Origin of the sequence: Solwaraspora sp. WMMA2101 (assembly GCF_049179175.1) — a bacterium.
Taxonomy (GTDB): domain Bacteria; phylum Actinomycetota; class Actinomycetes; order Mycobacteriales; family Micromonosporaceae; genus Micromonospora_E.
In genome coordinates, this window is sequence record NZ_JBMHMA010000006.1 from 1,303,795 (window position 1) to 1,322,535 (window position 18,741).

General features: G+C 72.7%; 18 protein-coding genes and 1 pseudogene. 11 read left to right on the top strand and 8 right to left on the bottom strand.

The window, feature by feature from the left end; translation table 11 throughout:
- Positions 1 to 10: 10 nt before the first annotated feature.
- Positions 11 to 1,435: a hypothetical protein gene (locus ACN28F_RS06505; protein WP_421357220.1), complete on the bottom strand. Its 1,425-nt coding sequence runs from the start codon at positions 1,433 to 1,435 to the stop codon at positions 11 to 13.
- Positions 1,436 to 1,572: 137 nt separating this feature from the next.
- On the opposite strand from ACN28F_RS06505, the gene ACN28F_RS06510 reads away from it, so the two are divergent.
- Positions 1,573 to 2,007: a hypothetical protein gene (locus ACN28F_RS06510; protein ID WP_421357221.1), complete on the top strand. Its 435-nt coding sequence runs from the start codon at positions 1,573 to 1,575 to the stop codon at positions 2,005 to 2,007.
- Complete coding sequence (locus ACN28F_RS06515) at positions 2,004 to 6,173, top strand: tetratricopeptide repeat protein (protein ID WP_421357222.1); 4,170 nt, start codon at positions 2,004 to 2,006, stop codon at positions 6,171 to 6,173. The genes ACN28F_RS06510 and ACN28F_RS06515 overlap by 4 nt, the downstream gene beginning before the upstream one ends.
- A gap of 1 nt (position 6,174) precedes the next feature.
- Here the strand turns inward: ACN28F_RS06515 and ACN28F_RS06520 are convergent.
- Positions 6,175 to 6,297, bottom strand: a pseudogene (locus ACN28F_RS06520) (deaminase); the annotation flags it as partial.
- A gap of 188 nt (positions 6,298 to 6,485) precedes the next feature.
- Positions 6,486 to 7,400, bottom strand: coding sequence for an NADP-dependent oxidoreductase (locus tag ACN28F_RS06525; protein ID WP_421357223.1), 915 nt, complete (start codon positions 7,398 to 7,400; stop codon positions 6,486 to 6,488).
- 99 nt (positions 7,401 to 7,499) lie between these two features.
- On the opposite strand from ACN28F_RS06525, the gene ACN28F_RS06530 reads away from it, so the two are divergent.
- Positions 7,500 to 8,378, top strand: a complete 879-nt coding sequence (locus tag ACN28F_RS06530) for an AraC family transcriptional regulator (RefSeq protein ID WP_421357224.1) — start codon at positions 7,500 to 7,502, stop codon at positions 8,376 to 8,378.
- A gap of 13 nt (positions 8,379 to 8,391) precedes the next feature.
- On the top strand, positions 8,392 to 8,640 hold the full coding sequence (locus ACN28F_RS06535) for an adenylyl-sulfate kinase (RefSeq protein ID WP_289207179.1): 249 nt from the start codon (positions 8,392 to 8,394) through the stop codon (positions 8,638 to 8,640).
- 132 nt (positions 8,641 to 8,772) lie between these two features.
- On the opposite strand, the gene ACN28F_RS06540 is transcribed toward ACN28F_RS06535, so the two are convergent.
- A complete protein-coding gene (locus tag ACN28F_RS06540) occupies positions 8,773 to 9,231 on the bottom strand; it encodes a DUF5980 family protein (protein WP_289211045.1) in 459 nt (152 codons plus the stop codon).
- 268 nt (positions 9,232 to 9,499) lie between these two features.
- Between ACN28F_RS06540 and ACN28F_RS06545 the strand changes: the two genes are divergently transcribed.
- Both ACN28F_RS06545 and ACN28F_RS06550 read left to right on the top strand, forming a co-directional pair.
- Positions 9,500 to 9,901 carry a hypothetical protein gene (locus ACN28F_RS06545; RefSeq protein ID WP_421357226.1) on the top strand — a complete coding sequence of 134 codons (402 nt, stop codon included), beginning with the start codon at positions 9,500 to 9,502 and terminating at the stop codon, positions 9,899 to 9,901.
- Entirely contained in the window at positions 9,901 to 11,301 is a 1,401-nt protein-coding gene (locus ACN28F_RS06550) for a hypothetical protein (protein WP_421357227.1), read from the top strand. The genes ACN28F_RS06545 and ACN28F_RS06550 overlap by 1 nt, the downstream gene beginning before the upstream one ends.
- Here the strand turns inward: ACN28F_RS06550 and ACN28F_RS06555 are convergent.
- Together ACN28F_RS06555 and ACN28F_RS06560 are read right to left on the bottom strand one after the other, a co-directional pair.
- Positions 11,280 to 12,752, bottom strand: a complete 1,473-nt coding sequence (locus ACN28F_RS06555; protein ID WP_421357228.1) for an SDR family NAD(P)-dependent oxidoreductase — start codon at positions 12,750 to 12,752, stop codon at positions 11,280 to 11,282. The genes ACN28F_RS06550 and ACN28F_RS06555 overlap by 22 nt on opposite strands.
- A gap of 107 nt (positions 12,753 to 12,859) precedes the next feature.
- Entirely contained in the window at positions 12,860 to 13,270 is a 411-nt protein-coding gene (locus ACN28F_RS06560; protein ID WP_289207183.1) for a nuclear transport factor 2 family protein, read from the bottom strand.
- 216 nt (positions 13,271 to 13,486) lie between these two features.
- Between ACN28F_RS06560 and ACN28F_RS06565 the strand changes: the two genes are divergently transcribed.
- The 5 genes from ACN28F_RS06565 (at position 13,487) to ACN28F_RS06585 (ending at position 17,722) form a co-directional block, all read left to right on the top strand.
- Positions 13,487 to 14,038, top strand: coding sequence for an RNA polymerase sigma factor (locus ACN28F_RS06565; protein WP_289207184.1), 552 nt, complete (start codon positions 13,487 to 13,489; stop codon positions 14,036 to 14,038).
- Positions 14,035 to 14,829: a zf-HC2 domain-containing protein gene (locus ACN28F_RS06570; protein ID WP_289207185.1), complete on the top strand. Its 795-nt coding sequence runs from the start codon at positions 14,035 to 14,037 to the stop codon at positions 14,827 to 14,829. Before ACN28F_RS06565 ends, ACN28F_RS06570 begins: the two co-directional genes overlap by 4 nt.
- An 81-nt stretch (positions 14,830 to 14,910) precedes the next feature.
- On the top strand, positions 14,911 to 15,714 hold the full coding sequence (locus tag ACN28F_RS06575) for an ABC transporter ATP-binding protein (protein ID WP_421357229.1): 804 nt from the start codon (positions 14,911 to 14,913) through the stop codon (positions 15,712 to 15,714).
- Complete coding sequence (locus ACN28F_RS06580; protein WP_289207186.1) at positions 15,711 to 17,111, top strand: hypothetical protein; 1,401 nt, start codon at positions 15,711 to 15,713, stop codon at positions 17,109 to 17,111. Before ACN28F_RS06575 ends, ACN28F_RS06580 begins: the two co-directional genes overlap by 4 nt.
- A complete protein-coding gene (locus tag ACN28F_RS06585) occupies positions 17,108 to 17,722 on the top strand; it encodes a hypothetical protein (protein ID WP_289207187.1) in 615 nt (204 codons plus the stop codon). Before ACN28F_RS06580 ends, ACN28F_RS06585 begins: the two co-directional genes overlap by 4 nt.
- Positions 17,723 to 17,792: 70 nt before the next feature.
- Here the strand turns inward: ACN28F_RS06585 and ACN28F_RS06590 are convergent, their stop codons facing one another.
- Together ACN28F_RS06590 and ACN28F_RS06595 are read right to left on the bottom strand one after the other, a co-directional pair.
- A complete protein-coding gene (locus tag ACN28F_RS06590) occupies positions 17,793 to 18,137 on the bottom strand; it encodes a hypothetical protein (protein ID WP_421357230.1) in 345 nt (114 codons plus the stop codon).
- Positions 18,138 to 18,297: 160 nt separating this feature from the next.
- Positions 18,298 to 18,711, bottom strand: coding sequence for a hypothetical protein (locus tag ACN28F_RS06595; RefSeq protein ID WP_289207188.1), 414 nt, complete (start codon positions 18,709 to 18,711; stop codon positions 18,298 to 18,300).
- Between the last annotated feature and the right edge of the window lie 30 nt (positions 18,712 to 18,741).

Here is an 18,741-nt window from a genome sequence, read left to right on the forward strand (position 1 = left end):
CGGGCCCGGGTCAGCCGGCCAGGGCCACTGCGCCGAGCGCGACGAGCAGCGCCACGATCTGGCAGCCGCCGATGGCCAGAAAGGTGAACCCAGGCTGGCCGAGCCGGCCGCTGTCGACCCGCAGCAGCCTGGCGAGTGGTCCGTCCCGGTCGGTGCCGAACCTCGCCACCGACGAACCGAGGATCAACGCGAACAGCGCCGCCCCGAACCCCGGGTGAAGCAGCTCCAGCTCCGGACCGACGGCGTCGACGGAAGCCTGATCGGCCGCGCCGTCGGTCTCGGCGAGCATGACGGTCAGCCCGCAGGTGAGGACGGCGAGCGCGGCGAAACACACCCGGACGGTGACCCGGCTGACGTCGCCCAACAGGTAGGCGGTGACCATCACCAGCATCGGCACGCCGATGATCGCCCAACCGAGCGCCGCCAGGACGACGGGCCGGCAGCCGGTGTCGGAGCAACCGACGTCGAGCAGACCGACGAGCAGCGCCTCGCGCCGGATGATCCCGACGACCAACGCCCCGACGATGAGCGCGGCGAAGACGACCAGCTCCCAGCGGCCCAGATCCGCCCACGCGTGTCGGGCCGACCGCGACGACAGGATGGCCCAGATCCCGTCCTCGTCGGTGCCGTGCCGGCCGGGTCGTCGACGCCCGGGGCTGCTGTGGCGGCCTGCGGGCGGCTCCGTGCGGACCGCGCGCCAGCCGAGACCGACACCGACGATCGCCAGCATCGCCGCCAACGCATACCACGGGCTGGCGTCGTACGGCTCGGCGACCAGCTGACGCAGCCCGCGGTCATCGACGGCGATCCGGGTGGTCGAGCCCACCGGAAAGTCGTCGGCGTCGTATACCTCGACGAAGATCGACGGCCGGTCGCCGGGCAGGTCGAGCTCGATCTCGCTCGAGCTGACGTGCGACCGTACGGTCGCCGCCAGGATCTGGGCGGCGCGCTGCTGCGCGTCGGCCCGCTCCTGGCGTTCGACGCTGAAGGCCACGCACGCCAGGGCCGCACCGATCAGCACGACGACGAAGAAGACCGCCGACGGCGCCGGCCGACGCCAGCCCGCCTGGCTCGGCCGCCGTGCTGCCCTGGTCAGCCACGCGTAGCCGGCGGCGAGACCGACGAGCAGCAGGTAACCCCAGAGCGCGGCGTCCTCGTCCGGTCTGGACAGGTCGTACGCGAACAGCGCCGCCGGGGCGGCGAACGCCAGTGCCGAGGCGAACTCCAGCTGGATCCAGTGCAGCAGCGGCAGCACCGTGAGCATCCCGAGCAGCAGGTTCGCGGACGGGTCCGGGCCGCACGGCGACGCCTCGCGGCACGGCACCTCTGGCGATGCGGCGATGACCACGGCGAAGATCGCGGCGGCGGTGGCCGGCAGCAGCCAGCGTTCGTTGCCCGGCCGCAGCAGCCGGCGGAGGGGTCGCGCCTCGGACACGCCGCGACAGTACGCATCCTGGTCAACGGTCGACGACCGCAGCTGGGCTGGCGGTGATCCGACAGTGCGCTGGCGCGGACCCGGTCAGGGCCGGACACTGTCGACTACTCTGGACCGTGACGCCGCTGGAGGCCCTCATGTCGCGACGACGGGCACAGCTCACCGCTGCTGTCTCCGCGATCGTCGGCGTGCTCTCCGGGGTGCTCGGCAACCTCGCCACCGACCGGCCCGGACTGCTGGTGCTGATCGGGCTCGGCGCGGCCGGGCTCGCCGCCGCAGTGCTCGCCGCGCTGCTCACCGGTCAGGATCGGGCAGACCCGTCACCGCCAACGCCCAGCGGTCCGCAGGCGCGTCACGTCCAGCGCGCCGACGGCGGCCGGATCGACGGCTCCCACATCGACGTCGACCCGGACACCGGCGCGGCCACCCGCCAGGAGGCACGCGGTGGTGGCGTGATCTCCGGCAGCTCGATCGTGGTCCGCCGGCACCCCGCCAGCGGGTCGGCCGCAGGTGGTCCGACGCCGGGCGGGCCAGCGGCCGACGGGACCGACGATCCGGTCGCCCCCAAGTGACCGGCCCGGACGCAACGACCGGCCAGACCGACCCGTTCGTCGACCGGGAAACGGCGCTCGCCGCGTTCGACCAGTTCACCGCCGGGGCGCCCGAACGGGTGCTGGTCTACTCCGGGATGTCCGGGCAGGGCAAGTCGCGGCTGCTGGTCGAGCTGGGCCGGCGGCTGGCGTCCGGGCGGACCGGGACCGTGGACCTCGACCGCCTGGTGGAGACCGCCCCGGGCGGCCACGCAGACGTCGCATTCGCGACGACCGACGCGGTCGCCCGGATCTGTGCCGGCTGGACCGGCGCCCGGCTGCGCCGGTACCAGCAGGCCCGCCGCGCCGCCGAGGCGGCTCTCGCAGCCGCGTACGCCGAGGTGCCGACCGTCACGGTCAGCGCCACCGACGGGGCGGTCGTGCAGGACGTGTCGATCACGGTGGTCACCGACCCCGCCGCGCTGCGGGCCGCCGGCGTACGGGCCCACCAGCGCACCCTGATCGCCGAGGCCCTCGCCGACGAGCTGCGCGGCGCCGACCTGACCGGCCGGGTGCTGTTCGTCGACACCGTGGAACGGCTGCCGTACCTCGACGAGGTCGCCGGCCCCGACGACGAGGCCCGGGGCGCCCGGCAGACCTCCTGGTTCCTCGGTGAGCTGCTCCCCCGACTGCTCGACGCCGCACCGGATCTGCGGATCGTGCTCGCCGGCCGGGAACCACCCGCCGCCGGCCCACCGATGCTCCACGTCGCGCTGACCGAATGGGAGCCCGTACACACCGCACAGTTCCTCGCCACCCGGGGCATCACCGATCCGGCGCTGGTCGAGGCGGTGCACCGTACCTGTGCGGGGTTGCCCGGCTGGACCGACCTGGCCGCAGCGGCGATCGACACCGCTCGGGGGTCCGGGCCCGGGTTGACCGCCGACGAGATCGCCCGCCGTGCCGCCGGCCAGCCGGTCGAACGGTGGCTGCCGGAGGTGTTCCTGGACCGGCTGGCGGCACCCTGGCACGCGGTGGTGACCGCCGCCGCCGTACCCCGCGTGCTGAGCCGGGCGGCCGTCGCCGCCCTGCTCGATCCGGCACCGGCCGACGACACCTGGTTCCACCAGCTCGGCCGCTACACCTTCGTCCGGCTCGGCACCGACACCGACGGCTCCACCGTGGCCACTCTGCATCCGCTGGTCCGCATCGCGCTGCTGGACAGCCTGCGGCGCAACGACCCCGGCCGGCTGCGTGAGCTGCACCTGCGGGCCCGCGCCTACTTCGCCGGGCTGGGCGAGGCCACCGAGGAGCTGTACCACGCGCTGGCCCTCGGCAGCGGCCTGGCCGGCACGTTCTGGCGGCAGCGCTTCGACCAGGCGATCGCGACCCTGCAGACCGCCACCGCCCGGACCCTGATCGACCTGGTCCTCGCCCCGGAGCAGCGGGCCGGCCTGCTCGTCGCGGATCCGCGACTGGCTGTCGACGCCGAGGTGGGCGCCGCCGTCGTGTCCCGGCTGACCAACCGGCACGACGACGCGCAGCGGCACCTGGCGCAGGCGCAGCACCTGGCCGGGCGGTCCGGTTACCGCGCGGCGCTCTCCACCATCGCCCAGGAGCGGGCTCGGCTGGCGTTGTGGGGCAGCCAGGTGGCCGACGGCATCGACGAGGCCCGGATCGCCCTGTCGATCGCCACCGACCTCGGCCGCGACGGTGACCAGGGTCAGGCACACGACCTGCTCGGCGACCTGTCCATGCGCTCCGGTGACCTGGCCACCGCCCGGCAGCACTTCGCCGCCGCGATCGCCGCGTTCGAACAGTCCGGATCCCCGGAGGGGAAGGCCAACTCGCTGCTGTCCCTGGGCAACCTCGAACTGCGCGACGGCGACCCGGTCGCGGCCCGGCGCAGCCTGGACACCGCGCTGACGCTGTACGTCGCCGCCGGTCGGCGACGGGGTCAGGCCGACGTGCATCTCTCGCTCGGTCTGCTGGACCGCATGAGCGAGGATCCGACGAACGCCCGCACCCACTACCTCACCGCCGAACGCCTCTACCTGGCCGTCGACGACGAGATGGGCGCGGCGAACTGCCGCTACCGGCTCGGTGAGCTGGCCGTCGACGCCGGCGACCTGGCGCAGGCCGAGCAGTACTTCACCCACGCCGAGCAGGTCTTCACCGCTCACGGTGACCGACTCGGAGTGGCCAACACGCAACGCGGGTTGGGCGGCAGCGCCCTGCACCGCAAGGACTACGGTCTCGCCCAGCAGCGGCTGCGGCGGGCGGCGGAGATCTACGACGAGATCGACTCGGCGTACGGCCGGGCGATGGTCAACTACCTGCTCGGTGAGGTCGCCGTCGGCGTCGGTGACCTGCTCGACGCCGGCCGGCTGCTGGCGATCAGCCTCGCCACCGTCGAACAGGTCGGCGACGTGTCACTACGCGGGCAGATCCAGCTCCGGCTCGGCCTGGTCGCGGTGGTGACCGGTGACCCCACCCGCGGCGCGGAGCTGATCCGGCAGGCCCTGGCCGATTTCCGCCAGGCCGGCCTGCCCGGCGCGGCCGCCTCCGCCGAGCAGGCGTTGGCAAAGATCGACCAGGACCGGGGTCAGGTGCTGGCCCGGCTCGACGCGCTGGCACCGGCGCCCCGGCTGCTGCTCGACCTGATCAGCCTGGTCGCCGCCGACGACCGCTGGTCGTTCGTTGTCGAGGCGGTCTGGCCGGTGCTGTGGCAGGCGGTGCACCCCTCGTCGGGTGCGGCGGTGCCCGACTTCGCCGCCGCCCTCGCCGCGCTGACCCGCGCCGGGCTGGTGACGACACAACGCACAATCACCCCGGACGCCGGGCCGGTGACCCGCTACGGCTTCCCCGACGATGCCGTACGGGTGATGGTGCGCGACGCCGCCGAGGCCGACCGGACCCGTACGGTCAACGAACTGCTCGCGGTGGCCTGGTTCCAGCGGTTCGAGGCCGAACGGGCCACGCCGACGCCGACCACCGTACGGGCCGGGGTCGGCGCCGCCGTCTACACCGCCGAACTCGGCGATCTCGACACGGCCTGGCAGGTGATGGAGGCGACGCTGCAGGTCGCCCAGGTCACCGACCAGGTGGCGGCGATGCTGCCGATGCTGCGGGAGATCGCGATGCGCAGCGGCGACCGGCAGCGGTTCGCCCAGTATCTGCTGGCCACCAGCGACGACACCGGCGAGTTGACCGGGCTGCTCGACCAGGCCCGCGCCGACGGCCACGACGAACTGGCCACCGCGATCGCCGCCGGCATCCACGACCGGCTGCTCGCCGAGCACCAGCCGGCGCGGGCACTCGACCTGGCCGACCAGGAGCTGCGTACGGCGACCGGCGAGCAGCGGGCACGCTGGCTGCGCCGCCGCCTCGCTGCCCTGTACGACCTGGGCCGTCACCGCGACATCCTCGCCGGCCTGGACGACGCGCTCACCGCCGCCGCCGAGGCTGGTGCCGACCTGGACACGCGGGCCGCCGCCGACCGGGACGAGTTGGCGCGGTTGCAGGTCGCGATGCTGCACCACGGGGTCGGCGCGGCAAAGGCCACCGCCGAGTGGGAGCTGGCGTTGTCGCTCAATGACCGCATTCTGCACCAGCTCGCCGCCATCGGTGCCAGCCCGGCGGAGCGGGCGTACTACCGGTTCAGCGGCTACGCGGCGCTGCTGGAGCTGGGCCTGTGGCAGGACTGCGAACGGGTGCTCGCCGACAGCGAACGCGCCTTCCGGGCCGCCGACGACACCACGATGGTGGCGGCGGTGCTCAGCGCCCGCGCGATCCTGGCGAGCCGTCGAGGGGAGCCGTTCCTGGCGCTGGAGTTCGACCGCGAGGCGCTGGCGACCGCGTACGCCGTCGGTGACCTGGGCACCGTCAGCCAGGTGCACGCCAACTACGCCAACCATCTGGCCCAGGCGGGCGGTGCACCGGCCGAGCGCGTCGCCCACCGGCTGGCCTCGGCGCTGCTCTACCGGCTCGTCGGCAACGCGCCGATGGTCGAGCGGACCTTGGCCGGGCTGGCGGCGGAGCCACGCCGTACCGGCCTTCGGTCGACGCTGCCCCGGTCCCTGGCGGAGCTGGCGCAGCGGGTGGCGGTGGTGCCCGGCGTCGACCTGGTGGGGATGCTGTCCGCACTCGGCGCGGACGCGGTCGCGGTCAACGACGCCTTCGACCGGTTGATGGTCGCGGCCCGGTGATTCAGCACGCGCGGCGGTAGTGCAGGACCACCGCGCCGTTGCGCAGCGGCCCCGCCGAGAGCAGTTCGAACTGGCGGGTGCCGGACAGCCCACCCTGGTACAGCGTCGGGCCGTGACCGGAGAGGCCAACGGCGCTGCGGTGGCGGGGTTGTCGTCTTTGCCGCCACAGCAGGTATCCGTCGGCTCAGTGCGGTGGTCGGGGGATGGTCGCGGTGGTGAGCTCGCCGCACCGGGGGCACCAGCGCAGCGGGTCCTCGAAGTAGGACGATGCTCGCCCTCCTCGAATAGCTCGACCGGGTTCGCCGCCACAGTTCACGGAGTCAAGATGATCTTTCCCCGATTGCCGCCGGCTTCGGCGATCCGGTGCACCTCGGCGAGGTCAGTCAACGGGTAGCTGGCGGAGATGTCCACTGTGACTGCCCCGGTGTCGACCAGCCGGACCAGGGCGGCGAGCTGACCGGTGTCGTTACGGGCCACGAAGTGCTTCGCGGTCACCGCCGCACCGGCCGGTGCGGTGACGGGGACGGTCACTGAGACGACGACGCCGCCGGGCCGGGCCAGGGGCAGCAACGCCGCGTTTTGTGCCGCATCGGCCACGACCAGGTTGAGGATCACGTCGACCGGCTCGTCCACCGCGTCGGCGAGCGACGTGGTCAGGTAGTCGACGACCTGATCGGCACCGAGCCGGCGTACCGCCCCGGCGCTGCGTGGGCTCGCGGTGGCGATCACGTACGCACCGGCGTGCCTGGCCAGTTGGACGGCGAACCCACCGACGCCACCGCCCGCGCCGACGACCAGCACCCGTTGCCCGGCGGCGACGTCGGCGTGCTCGAACACCGCCTGCCAGGCGGTCAACCCGGCGATCGGCAGCGCGGCGGCGTGGGCCAGCGGAATGCTGGCCGGCGCGGCGACCAGTGTGCCGACCGGCGCGACGCCGTGGTCTGCCGCCGCGCCGCCCCCGTCGAGACGGCCCACGACCTGGTCGCCGACAGCGACGTCGCGGACATCCGCGCCGACCTCGGTCACCGTGCCGGAGACCTCACCGCCCAGGGTGTACGGCAGGTAGAGCGGGAAGAGCGACCGCAGCAGTCCACGGCGCAATCCGATGTCGGACGGGTTGAACGAGGTCGCGGCGACCCGGATCAGCACCTCACCGGCACCGGGCACCGGCCGGGGGATGTCGTCGTCGCGGATCACCGAAGGGTCGCCGTACCGGTGAATTCGCATCGCTCGCACACCTCGAACCTATTGGCGCGCGACGGACCGGACCATGCGCGCGACGCCGCGGTTCATCCGCGATCGTCCCGGCCCGGATACCGTCGCCGGGTGGACGTGCTCAGCGATGTGATGGCGGTGGTCCGGACCGGGCAGCCGCGTTCGGCGCGGCATCAGTGGCGGTCGCCGTGGGCGCAGCGTTTCGATCCGGTGCCGGGCTCGATCGGCTTCCAGGTCATCCTCCAGGGTCCGTGTCGACTGACCCGCGAGGGTGCCGCGCCGGTCGACCTGGCCGCCGGCGACATCGTGCTCCGGCCCCGTGGGCGTGGGCACACACTGGCCAGCGGTCCGGGGGAGGATTCGACCACTGCCAGCGTCTGCGGGGCGTACCAGCTCGACGCCGGCCATGCACTTGCGTTGCTGGACGACCTGCCGGAGCTCATTCACCTCCCCGGGCACCTCGACCGGCAGCCACAACTGCGCGCCACGGCGGAGCTGCTCGCTACCGAGTTGGACCGCCCCCGGCCCGGTACGGCGGCCATCGTCCCCGCCCTACTGGACATCCTGCTGCTACACATGTTGCGGACCTGGCTCGATCAGCAGTCAGCCGGCGGCGTGGCCAACGGCTGGGCGGCGGCGCTGCGCGACCCGCCGATCGCCGGTGCGTTGCGTGCGATGCACCGCGACCTTGCCCGATCGTGGACGGTCGCCGCGTTGGCCGCCGAGGCCGGGCTGTCCCGGACAGAATTCGCCCGCCGCTTCGCTCTACTGTTGGGTCGACCGCCGCTGGCCTACCTGACCTGGTGGCGGATGACGACAGCCGGGCGGCTGCTGCTGCAGTCCGACGCGCCGCTGCGGGTCATCGCCGCCGAGGTCGGGTACCGGTCGGAGTTCGCCTTCGCCAGCGCGTTCAAACGCCACTTCGGGATCGCCCCGGGTGCGCACCGCCGTGGTGGGAACCCCGTTGCCCGATCAGGTTCGGACCGCTGACGATGGTCCGGTCATGGCACATCTGGTGATCCTCACCGGCCCGATCGCGGCCGGCAAGAACACCGTAGCGGAGCTGCTCGCCGACCTGCTGACCGACGCCGGGCGTACCGTCGTGGTCGTCGACGTCGACGAGGTCGCCGCCATGGTCCGCCGGCCCGGCGCGGGCGCGGGCGGATTGTGGTTCGCCGCGCACGAGGCACACGGCGCGCGGGCTGTCGCGCGATCCGGGGTTTCACCACCGGGCGCACCACCGGTTCCGTGAGCACCTGCCGACGATCCCCGCAGACCGGGTGTTCGACTCGGACCGGCTGGACGCGAGCCGGTTCGCGACCGCGATCGCCGAGTCGCTGCCCGCCCGGTGAGTCACCAGCCGTGGCGGGCAGCGGATGTCGGCTCAGCAGCCCCAGCGCTCCTGCGCCCGGATCAGGATCGGCATGGTCTGGGTACTCGACCCGTCGGTCACCGTCATCACGGCCGGGTAGTCGCCGTAGTCCAGTGCCGGCACGTTCACGCTGACCCAGGCGGTACCGATGTACCGGTCACCGTTGTCTCTCGGCGCGATCGGCGGGTGCGGCAGGCTGGTGACGGTGCCCTCGGGCAGCCCCTGCACGTCGACCTGCAGCGGCGTGGACCAGCTGCCAGCGATGAAGCCGACGAAGTACGTCCAGAACGGAGCGTTCGCCGGGAAGCATGCCTTCTGCTGGTAGTCCGACAGATCCCAGGTCGCCTCGGCCGCAGCCGTGGCGGACCCCGGTGCGGTGGTGTCGGCGGGTGCTGCGGCCGCCGGGCTGGCGGTCGCCATCAGCGCCAGCCCGGTCGCCACGGCGAGCATCAGTCGGACGGTACGGGACATCGATCTCACGACGAGCCTCCTTCGGTCCTCTACCGACGGGCAGCCTCCGACCCCAGGACCCGGTGTTTCATCCGGGACGCCGCCCCTTGTTAACGGAGTATTACCACCAAGGCGATCGACCACCAGGAATCTCTCGGGGATCACCCACCTGTCCGTGGTCGACCAACGCCCGGCCGGCGACAGGACTGCGCTCCGTCAGGTGCACGGCGACCCGGCTGGGCGTTGTATGTTCTTGGCGCTCGACCCAACGTGCCGAACGGGATCGCCAGTGAAACTCCGACAGTCGCGCCCCGTCCGGCGGGCGGCCCAGATGCTCGTGGTCGCGCTCGCGCTCCTGTGCGTCGCGCTGGCCAACCGGGGCGCGATCGAGGCCGGGATCACCGGATTCGACTACGTCCGTACTCCGGGCCAGCTGGCCGCGCAGCGACGCCTGCACCAGGACTTCGAGGCGATCCGCAACGAGTTCACCGCGACCTTGCCGGCGGGTAGCCGGGTGATCATCGATCCGCCGCTGCAGCACCTGTGGTTGCAGCGCTTCAGCGAGTTCACCGCGCTGGCTGGCGGCACCGTGGTCGTCGACCGACGGGAAGCCGACTACCAGGCGAGCCTTGTCCAGTGGGAAAGCTCGGTGGGCCCACGGTACGCCGTCGAGCTGACGGTGGTCAGCTGATGTCCGCCGGACACCTGCTGACGGTCACGCTCGTCGTGGCGTCCGGGCTGGCACCGGCGTTCGCCGTCGCCCGGTCACTGCCCGTCGCACTGCTGCTCGCTCCGATCGCCACGGCGCTCGTCAGCACGGTCGCGGTCGTCGCGATGCTGGCCTTCGGCGCCGACCTGCGCATCTGGCTGGCGGCGGCCTTCATCGTCGCCTGGGCGATCAGCCTCTGGTTGCTCCGCCGGCCACGTCCGGCTCAGCCCGCCGTACCGTGGTTGGCCGTCGCCGTCACGTCCGGCGTCCTCGCCGTACCCCTGCTTCTTGTTCTCCACCCGCCGACGAGTTGGGACGCGCACTCGATCTGGTGGCTGCACGCCGGGTACTTCACCTACGACGGCGAGATCGCCCGCGCGGCGATGGCCAGCCCCGGGTTCGTCTTCTCGCACACCGACTACCCTCCGCTGGCCTCGGCCCCGGTCGCGGCGGCGTGGGCCCTGTTCGGTCAGAGCTACCGGACCGCGCAGGTGGTGTCGACCCTGACCACCTTCTCGGCGGTCGCCACGGCGGTCGTGGCGGTCGCGGCCGTGTTCACCCGCAGCCGGCCATGGCTCGCCTGGTCCGCCGGCATCGTCGTCGGCCTGTCGACCTGGGCGACCGGCGCGGAGTACGTGGCCGCCGGCTACGCCGATGCCCTCTGGTCGGCGTGTCTGGTGGGTGCCGCCGCGGCGCTGCTGCTGCACCGCGACCCGTTCGCCCGTCCCGCTCTCGGGCTGGTGCTGCTGACCGCCGCGGTCCTCAGCAAGAACGAGGGACTGGTCGCCGGTGGCATCCTCGCCGCGCTGGTGACGGTCCGGTCCCGGCGCGACCTCGGTCGGGCCTGGCTGGTCTGGCTGCCGGTGGGATCCGGTCTGGCCTGGGCCGGCCTGGCCCGGGCGGTCGGCGCGACGTCGGACATCGAGCAGGCTGAGCCGTTGGGCGGCGTGTTCGGCGACACCGGCCGGCTGGCCACCCGTCTGCCACCGACCCTCGACGCGTTGTGGGAGACGGTCGGCCCGTTGGTGGTGACGGCGCTCGGCTGCGCGTTGGTCGGCTTCCTGCTGGTCCGTACGCGACGCGCGACGCTCGGTGTGGGCTCGGACGGCTGGATCTGGCTGCTCAGCTGCGGGTACACGGCGACGCTGGTGTTCACCTATGTGACCGGGCCGTCGGACATCGACTGGTGGCTGGGCGCGTCGGCGGACCGCGTCACCCTGCCCGTCGCGATGCTGGCCTGTCTCAGTGCCGTGTCGTGGCTGCTGGCGGCGGTGGGTGCCCGGGACGGGCTGCCGCCCGCCGGCACGTCGACGCCGGCGAAGGCGTCGCCGCCCGATGGCCGGGAGCCCCGGGCTGCGGCCTACCAGGCGGCGGGGGCGTAGTCCTTCAGGAAGCAGCCGAACAGGTCCTCGCCCTGCTCACCCCGTACGATCGGGTCGTACACCCGGGCGGCGCCGTCGACCAGATCCAGCGGTGCGTGGAAGCCTTCGTCGGCCAGGCGCATCTTCGTCGGATGCGGCCGTTCGTCGGTGATCCAGCCGGTGTCGACGGCGGTCATCAGGATGCCGTCGGTCAGCATCTCCCGCGCGCTGGTGCGGGTCAGCATGTTCAGCGCGGCCTTGGCCATGTTGGTGTGCGGGTGGCCGGGACCTTTGTATCCCCGGCTGAACACTCCCTCCATCGCGGAGACGTTCACCACGTACTTGCGCCGGGCCGGTGCGGCGGCCATCGTCGGCCGCAGCCGGCTGATCAGGATGAACGGTGCGACGGAGTTGCACAGCTGCACTTCGAGCAGCTCCACCGCGTCGACCTCGTCCACCCGCTGCACCCAACTGTTCACCGGGTCGAGGTCCGGCACCAGCCCACCGGCGTCGATCGCGGTGGCCAGGGCGATCCGGTCCGGGGTGGCCGAGCCGCTGGTCAACGCCAGCGCGGTGAGCGCCTGCGGGGTGATCGCCGACGTCTGCGGCTGCCCGGCGGCGATCGCCGTCGCGGCGTTGCCGCGCCCGCCGGGCGAGGAGAAGCTGACGATCTCCGGCAGCGGACCGTCGGGCAACGGTGCCGACTCGGCGGCGACCAGGTGGGCGTACGCGCCGGGGCTGCGTCGGACGGTCTGCGCCGCGTTGTTGATCAGGATGTCCAGCGGGCCCTGGGCGGCGACCGCGTCGGCGACCGCGATCACCTGGGCCGGGTCGCGCAGGTCGACGCCCAGGATGCGCAGCCGGTGCAGCCACTGGTCGCTGTCGTCCATGGCGGCGAACCGGCGGGCGGCGTCCTGTGGGAAGCGGGTGGTGATCGTGGTGTGTGCGCCGTCGCGGAGCAGCCGCAGCGCGATGTACATGCCGATCTTGGCCCGACCGCCGGTGAGCAGCGCCCGCCGACCGGTCAGGTCGGTGCGGGCGTCGCGGCGTTCGTGGTTGAGCTTGGCGCAGGGCGGGCAGAGCTGGTGGTAGAAGGCGTCGACCTCGCGGTAACGCTCCTTGCAGATGTAGCAGGCGCGGGGTTGGCGCAGGATGCCGGCGGTGGCGCCGACGGTCGACGACACCAGCGGAATGCCCTTGGTCTCGTCGTCGATGCGCCCGGGTGCCCCGGTCGCGGTGGCCGCGGTGACGGCCCGGTCGGCGGCGAGGACTTCCTCCCGTTTCTCGGCCCGCCGCCGCAGCTTGACCGATTTGTACAGCTTGGCGGTGGCCCGCTGCACCCGTACCACGTCGGGGTGGTCAGACGGCAGCGCCGACAGCGCCTCGATGACGTCGAGGCAGACCGCCAGCTGCGCCGGGTCGACCCCGGTCGGGGTCGGATCAAGATCCGGTCGTACGTCGTCCACCGTCATGCCCGTACCCGTTCCGTCCCTGTCACGTCACCGCGTCGCCGATGCGACCTGAGACTCTACGCACCGGGCCTGGTGCACCGCGAGAGCCCGATACCGGGTGACCGGGTTCATCCGGCGACGTGCTGCCAGACCGGCACGATCCGGGCGCTGGTGAACCGCCAGCCGCCGGGTGTCCGGACGGCGACGTAGTGGGCCTGTGCCCCGGCCGTCCGGTACGGGGCCTCGCCGGGCCGGAAGAAGTAGACGAGCTGGTGGGTGTCGACCTCGGCCCGGTCGCCGTCAGCGTCGAGATCGACGACCACGTCGGTGTTGAAGTGCTGGATGCCCTCGTCTGCCGGGCTGGTCCGCCGGAAGCCCTCGATGATCTGGTCGATCCCCCGCAACTCACCGCGCGGACTGCTGGTCGCCGCGTCCGAGGTGTAAACGTCGCGCAGGTCGTCGAAGCGCCGCTGGTCCTGGGCCCGGGCGAGCCGGGCGACCAGTTCGGCGATCTCGACGCGGTCGGCCACCGGTGACATCCCGTTCTCCTCCAGTCGTCGCCTCCTACGGCGGGGCGAGGGCACCTGCATTGTCGGCACACCTGCCAGTTGACGACAATCCAGGTGCCCTCGCCTCAGGTCTGCCGGTGGTGTTCCCTGGCCTGCCGGCCGCCCGGGCGCCGCCATCACACCGAACATGACCCAGGTCACTCGATGTGGAAAACCGTCCCGAGGACCTGGATCGTCTTGCCTGTTGTGAGACGGAGCCTGGACGCACTCGACGAGGGTGCACTGCTACGCCGCGTCGCCCGCGGCGATCGGCGCGCCTTCGACGAGCTGTACCGCCGAACGTCGCCGTGGCTGACCGCCCGCCTGCGGCGACGGTGCGCCGACGACGACATGGTCGCCGAGGTGCTGCAGGACACCTACCTCGCGGTGTGGCGGTCGGCCGGCAGCCAGGCCCAGGACGCGGCGAAGGGCAGCGCCGTCGGCTGGCTCTGGACCATCGCGGCCCGGCGGCTGGTCGACGCGTTCCGGGCCCGCGCCCGACGGGATCGGGTGCCTGCGGTGCAAACCTTCGCCACCATCGCGCCCGCCGCCGAGGAGGAGGCACTCGCCGGCCGGATGGACGCCGACTTGGAGCACGCACTGCTGGCGCTGCCGCCCAACCTGCGTCAGGTGCTGCGTGCGATGGTGCTCGACGGTCTGACCACGCGGGAGACATCGGTACTGCTCGGCATGCCGGAAGGGACCGTGAAGACGTACGCACGGCGCGCCCGGATCGCGCTACGGGAGGCGTTGTCATGACCACCCACCCCACCCCCACTCTCATCTCCCGCTACGCCACCGGTGACGACGGCATCGACGACGCCACCGTCTGGGCGGTCGAAGCCCACCTGGAGACCTGTGCACCATGCCGAGCGCAGCTGGCCGACGCCGTCGCGCCGACCGACCGGCAACTGCTCGACCGGGTCGCGGCCGGAATCACCGCCGGCATCGACGCCGGGCCCCGACCGGCCCGCCCCCGTCTGCTGCGGCGCACCGGCGCGGCCGCCCGGATGCTGCCCTGGCTGGCCACCGTCGCCGCGTTGATGCTGGTGGCCGTGCTGTTCGAATCGACCTTCGCCAGCCTGCCGTCGTTGGTGCTGCTGATCGCGCCGGTCGCACCGCTGCTGCCGGTGGCCGCCGCCTGGAGCCGCCGCACCGACCCGGCCTGGGAACTGGTCTCCTCGATGCCCCGTACCGGGCTCGCGCTGCTGCTGCGCCGGACCCTGGCAGCGGTGCTCACGGTGGTCCCGGTGCTGGCGGCGGCGAGCTGGTCGACCGGCCACTCCCCCGTGCTGTGGCTGCTGCCGTGCCTGGCCTTCACCGCCGGTGCCCTGGCCCTGGGCGGTCTGGTCGGCGTCGACCGGGCCGCGCTCGGGTTGTCCGCCGTCTGGTCCGCCGCCGTCGTCGCGCCCAGCGTCGTCGGCCAGCGCCTGCCGGTGATCCTCGAGGCCGGCAGCTGGCCCGGCTGGGTGGCGGCCACCCTGGTGCTCGGCGCGGTCGTGCTGCTGCGCGGCACCGACCACAGCCGACTGCACGTCGGTCGACTCTGACTCCCGGGTCGTCGGCGCCCTCTCGCCGACACCTTTCCACCACTGCCGATCCCCGCCAGCACCACGACGAATGGAGAGATCATGATGCGTGCGGTCAGCGCGGCGGAGACCGCACCGACCACGTACGCCTGGTCGGTGCACGCCGAACAGCTGGTGGTCCGCGCCGGGCGGCACGTCGCCGTCAACGGGCTCGACCTGGCGCTGGGCACCGGTGTGCACGGGCTGCTCGGCCCCAACGGCGCCGGCAAGACCACCCTGATGCGGGCGCTCGCCACTGTCGTCAAGCCCAACGGCGGGCGGCTCGACCTGCTCGGCGAGACCATCACCAGCCGTGCCGACCTGCGCCGGGTACGCCGGCGGCTCGGCTACCTGCCGCAGCATTTCGGCTTCTACCCCCGGTTCACCGTCCGCGAGTTCGTCGAGTACATGGCCTGGCTCAAGGAGATGCCGAAGGCCGAGATCCCGAGCGCGGTGCAGCGGGCGGTCGACCGGGTCGGCCTGACCAGCCGGACCGACTCGAAGCTGAAGTCGCTCTCCGGCGGCATGCTGCGCCGCGCCGGCATCGCCCAGGCGATCGTCAACGACCCGGAGGTGCTGCTGCTCGACGAGCCGACTGTCGGGCTCGACCCGGAACAGCGCCTGGACTTCCGGGAGCTGCTACGTGAGATCGGCGTGGACAGCTGCGTACTGGTCTCCACCCACCTGGTTGAGGACGTGGCGGCGGGTTGCACCGACGTGGTGCTGATCAACGAGGGCCGGCTGGTCTGGCAGGGCACCCCGGCGCAGCTGGCTGAGCAGGGCGGAGCCGGTGACGCCGGGGACAGCGCCACCGAGCGCGGATATTCGGCGCTGCTGCGCGCGTACCGGGGGAAGGTGCCGGCATGACCGGGCGGATCATGAAAACGGAGGTACGCCGGACGGCCGTACCCGGGATCGCGCTGCTGCTGCTGGTGATCGGCGCGGCGTTCACCCTGCTGTCGATCGAGTTCTTCGCCGGACGCTGGACCCAGCTGGCCCTGTACGGCCGGGGATCGCTGCTGCTGCTGATCCCGCTGGCGTTGGCCGGTGGCGCCTGGCTGGGCCGTCGCGACCGACGCAGTCGGGTCGGTGAGCTGTTCGCCACCACGGTGCGCCCGCGCTGGCAACGGACGCTGCCGCTCGCCGTCGGGTACGCCGCGATCATGGTTGTGGTGTACCTGCTGGCGACCGCCGTCGGGGCGATCTGGGTGGCGCCGACCGCCGCCTACTTCTCCTCCACCGTGTTCGGCATCACCACAGTGGGCGCGCTGGGCATGGTCGCCGCCAGTTGGCTCGGCATGGCCGCCGGCCGCGCCGTGCCCCGGATCGTCACCGCGCCGGTGCTCGCCGTCGTCGGGTTCGCCGTCGTGGCGCTGCTGCCGGACTACATCTCCATGGCGGGCTACGACGCCAACTGGGTGAAAACGCAGCCAGATCCGTCGGCGTTGCTGCTGACGCCGGCCTTCCCGGGTGGCTTCGACGACCTGCAGACGCTTCCGACCTCGGTCAGCGCCCTTCAGGCGGTGTGGTTGGCCGCGTTGGCCGGCACCGCACTGCTGCTGATCGGCACGGCGCGCCGCAGCCTGCTCGCCCTCGCGGTGCTGCCCGCTGTCCTCGGTGCCGCCGTGGCGGTGCCGCTGCTGCCCACCGGCGGCTACTTCGGGGCGGCGGTCGTCGACCCCGCCGCGGCCGAGCTGGTCTGCGACGACGACGGCCCGCAGGTGTGCGTCCGCAAGGTGCACGCGCAGCTGCTACCCGACATCGTCGGTCCGGCCCGCGAGGCGCTCACGCTGATGGCCGCCAAGCTGCCCGACCCGCCGGTACGCGCGCAGGAGAGTGCGCGACCGGTCGACTGGGCGACACCGGGCCGGCCGCCTGCACGGCGCCCCCCGGACACCCTGGTCTTCGACCCGGTCGGCGTCACCGCCGACGGGAAAGCCGACCTCAGCGACGGGTACTTCGAGGCGAATCTGCTGCACGCGGCGTGGGCGCAGGAGTGCCACGCCGTCAGCGGGCCCGGCCAGGCCGTCAGGAGCGTGCCCTACCAGGCGGAGGCGGTGGCGACCGCCTGGCTGACCGGCGAACCGCCGAAACGGGAGGACTGGTTCCGGGTCGAAGACATCCAGCAGATCGAGGCGGGCTACCAGGGGCTGACCGCGCTACCGGCGGATCAGCAGCGGCAGCTCGTCGGACGGGCCCGCGCGGCGGCGCTCGACTGCGACTACGACCAGTTCGAGGCGTTGCTCCTGGCAGGCGATCAATGAGGTTCGTCGGCCTGTACCTGCGCTCCCGCCGGGTGCCGCTGGCCGTGGCGATCGCGCTCGGGACTGTCGGCCTGACCTGGGTCACCTGGCCGTTCTTTTCCGACGGGCAGACCGTCAACACCCGGATGATCAGCGTCACCGTGCTCATCGCGGCGGTCGCCCTGGGCACCACGCTCAGTGGTGCCGACGACGCCCTGGACCACTCGGCCTCGGCCCGCTGGCCGGCCCGCCGGGCTGTTCACCTGCTGCTGACCGTCGTCGCGGTCGTCGCCCTGCTGCTGGTCACCACGGTGACCGATGTTCGGTACGAGCCGCTGGGTGTGGTGGTGCGCAACACGGCCGGGCTGCTCGGGTTGACCGCGCTCGGCGCCGTGCTGCTCGGTGCCGCGCTGTCCTGGATCGCGCCGTTGACCTGGACCCTGGTCGCGATCATGCCCTGGATGGGGCCGAGTGAGCAGCTGCGGATGCAGCTCGGGGCCTGGCTGATCCAGCCGGGCGACAGCACCGCCGCGACGGTCTGCGCCCTCGTGCTGTCGGTGACCGGCCTGGTCGCGTACACGGTGCGGGGTTGCCCGCTCCAGCCGGCGACGGAGACAGCGCCGAACCAGTGAGGCGGGCGGCCCGGGGTGTCATCGTCGGATCATCCGATCCGACGGCGCCGCCCCGGGTCCGCTCGACGCTTCAGCGGTACCCGGCGGCCAGCCGGGAGTTGTGCTTCTCGGTGGCGCGCAACGCCAGGATCGGGCCGGCGATCAGGTACGCCACCCAGGTCGCCGGCAGGGTCAGCCAGCCGATGAAGATGAAGGTCAGCAGTACGTTGATCCAGAACAGCACCCAGAACGACACCATCAGCACGATGCCGGTGGGGATCCGGCCGGCGTAGATGTTGCCGATGCCGAAGATGCCGAACAGGCCGGGCACGAGTTCCAGGGCGACGGCCGCGCCGGCGGACTTCGGCACCGCCACCCCGGGACCGGGGGCGGGGTGGTACCCGCCCTGCTGGTACGGCTGGCCCGAGGTGGGCACGGGGTGCTGAGGCTGCTGCGGCCCTGACTGGTACGGGTTGGGGTAGGTCACGGGCGTCAGTCTTCCAGCGGCGGATCACCTGCGAAAACCGTGCGTTTGGTCGGGCCGGTGCGCTACCGGGCCGGGCCGGGACCGCCGCCGGGTCGAGCGAGGACCGCGGCTATCGGATCGAGACCAGTCGGATCCCGGTACGCAGCAGCACGACCGCGCCGCCGGCGGCCATCACCATGCCGATGCCGGGCATCAGCTGCCCCCAGCTGTCGGTGATCGAGCTGAGGTAGATCAGCCGCGCCACCTGCCAGCCGACGATGACCGCAACCGCCAGGCCGGGCAGCAGGCTGTGCGCGATGGCGACCTTGCGGTACGGCAGCAGCGCACCCGCGATGGCGATGAAGCCGGCACACAGGGTCCACAGGCCAGGGCCGGCGGCGCCGGACAGGGAGCCGAACGGGGTGATGACCCAGGGCAGCAGCGAGCCGACCAGCGCCAGCAGCCCGCCGACGATCATGCCGAGGCTGCCGGCGTGCAGGACACGCCGACGGGTGGGTGCGGCGGTGGTTGCGGTGTCAGCCATGTCCGGATGCTAGGTCCCGGCGCGGTCGGT

What these genes read in the sequence shown, in the direction of transcription:
- ACN28F_RS06510 (WP_421357221.1), top strand. Translation starts at nt 1,573, where the DNA reads ATGTCGCGACGACGGGCACAGCTCACCGCTGCTGTCTCCGCGATCGTC.
- ACN28F_RS06525 (WP_421357223.1), bottom strand. Translation starts at nt 7,400, where the DNA reads ATGCGAATTCACCGGTACGGCGACCCTTCGGTGATCCGCGACGACGAC.
- ACN28F_RS06535 (WP_289207179.1), top strand. Translation starts at nt 8,392, where the DNA reads ATGGCACATCTGGTGATCCTCACCGGCCCGATCGCGGCCGGCAAGAAC.
- ACN28F_RS06540 (WP_289211045.1), bottom strand. Translation starts at nt 9,231, where the DNA reads ATGTCCCGTACCGTCCGACTGATGCTCGCCGTGGCGACCGGGCTGGCG.
- ACN28F_RS06550 (WP_421357227.1), top strand. Translation starts at nt 9,901, where the DNA reads ATGTCCGCCGGACACCTGCTGACGGTCACGCTCGTCGTGGCGTCCGGG.
- ACN28F_RS06555 (WP_421357228.1), bottom strand. Translation starts at nt 12,752, where the DNA reads ATGACGGTGGACGACGTACGACCGGATCTTGATCCGACCCCGACCGGG.
- ACN28F_RS06560 (WP_289207183.1), bottom strand. Translation starts at nt 13,270, where the DNA reads ATGTCACCGGTGGCCGACCGCGTCGAGATCGCCGAACTGGTCGCCCGG.
- ACN28F_RS06570 (WP_289207185.1), top strand. Translation starts at nt 14,035, where the DNA reads ATGACCACCCACCCCACCCCCACTCTCATCTCCCGCTACGCCACCGGT.
- ACN28F_RS06575 (WP_421357229.1), top strand. Translation starts at nt 14,911, where the DNA reads ATGATGCGTGCGGTCAGCGCGGCGGAGACCGCACCGACCACGTACGCC.
- ACN28F_RS06580 (WP_289207186.1), top strand. Translation starts at nt 15,711, where the DNA reads ATGACCGGGCGGATCATGAAAACGGAGGTACGCCGGACGGCCGTACCC.
- ACN28F_RS06585 (WP_289207187.1), top strand. Translation starts at nt 17,108, where the DNA reads ATGAGGTTCGTCGGCCTGTACCTGCGCTCCCGCCGGGTGCCGCTGGCC.
- ACN28F_RS06595 (WP_289207188.1), bottom strand. Translation starts at nt 18,711, where the DNA reads ATGGCTGACACCGCAACCACCGCCGCACCCACCCGTCGGCGTGTCCTG.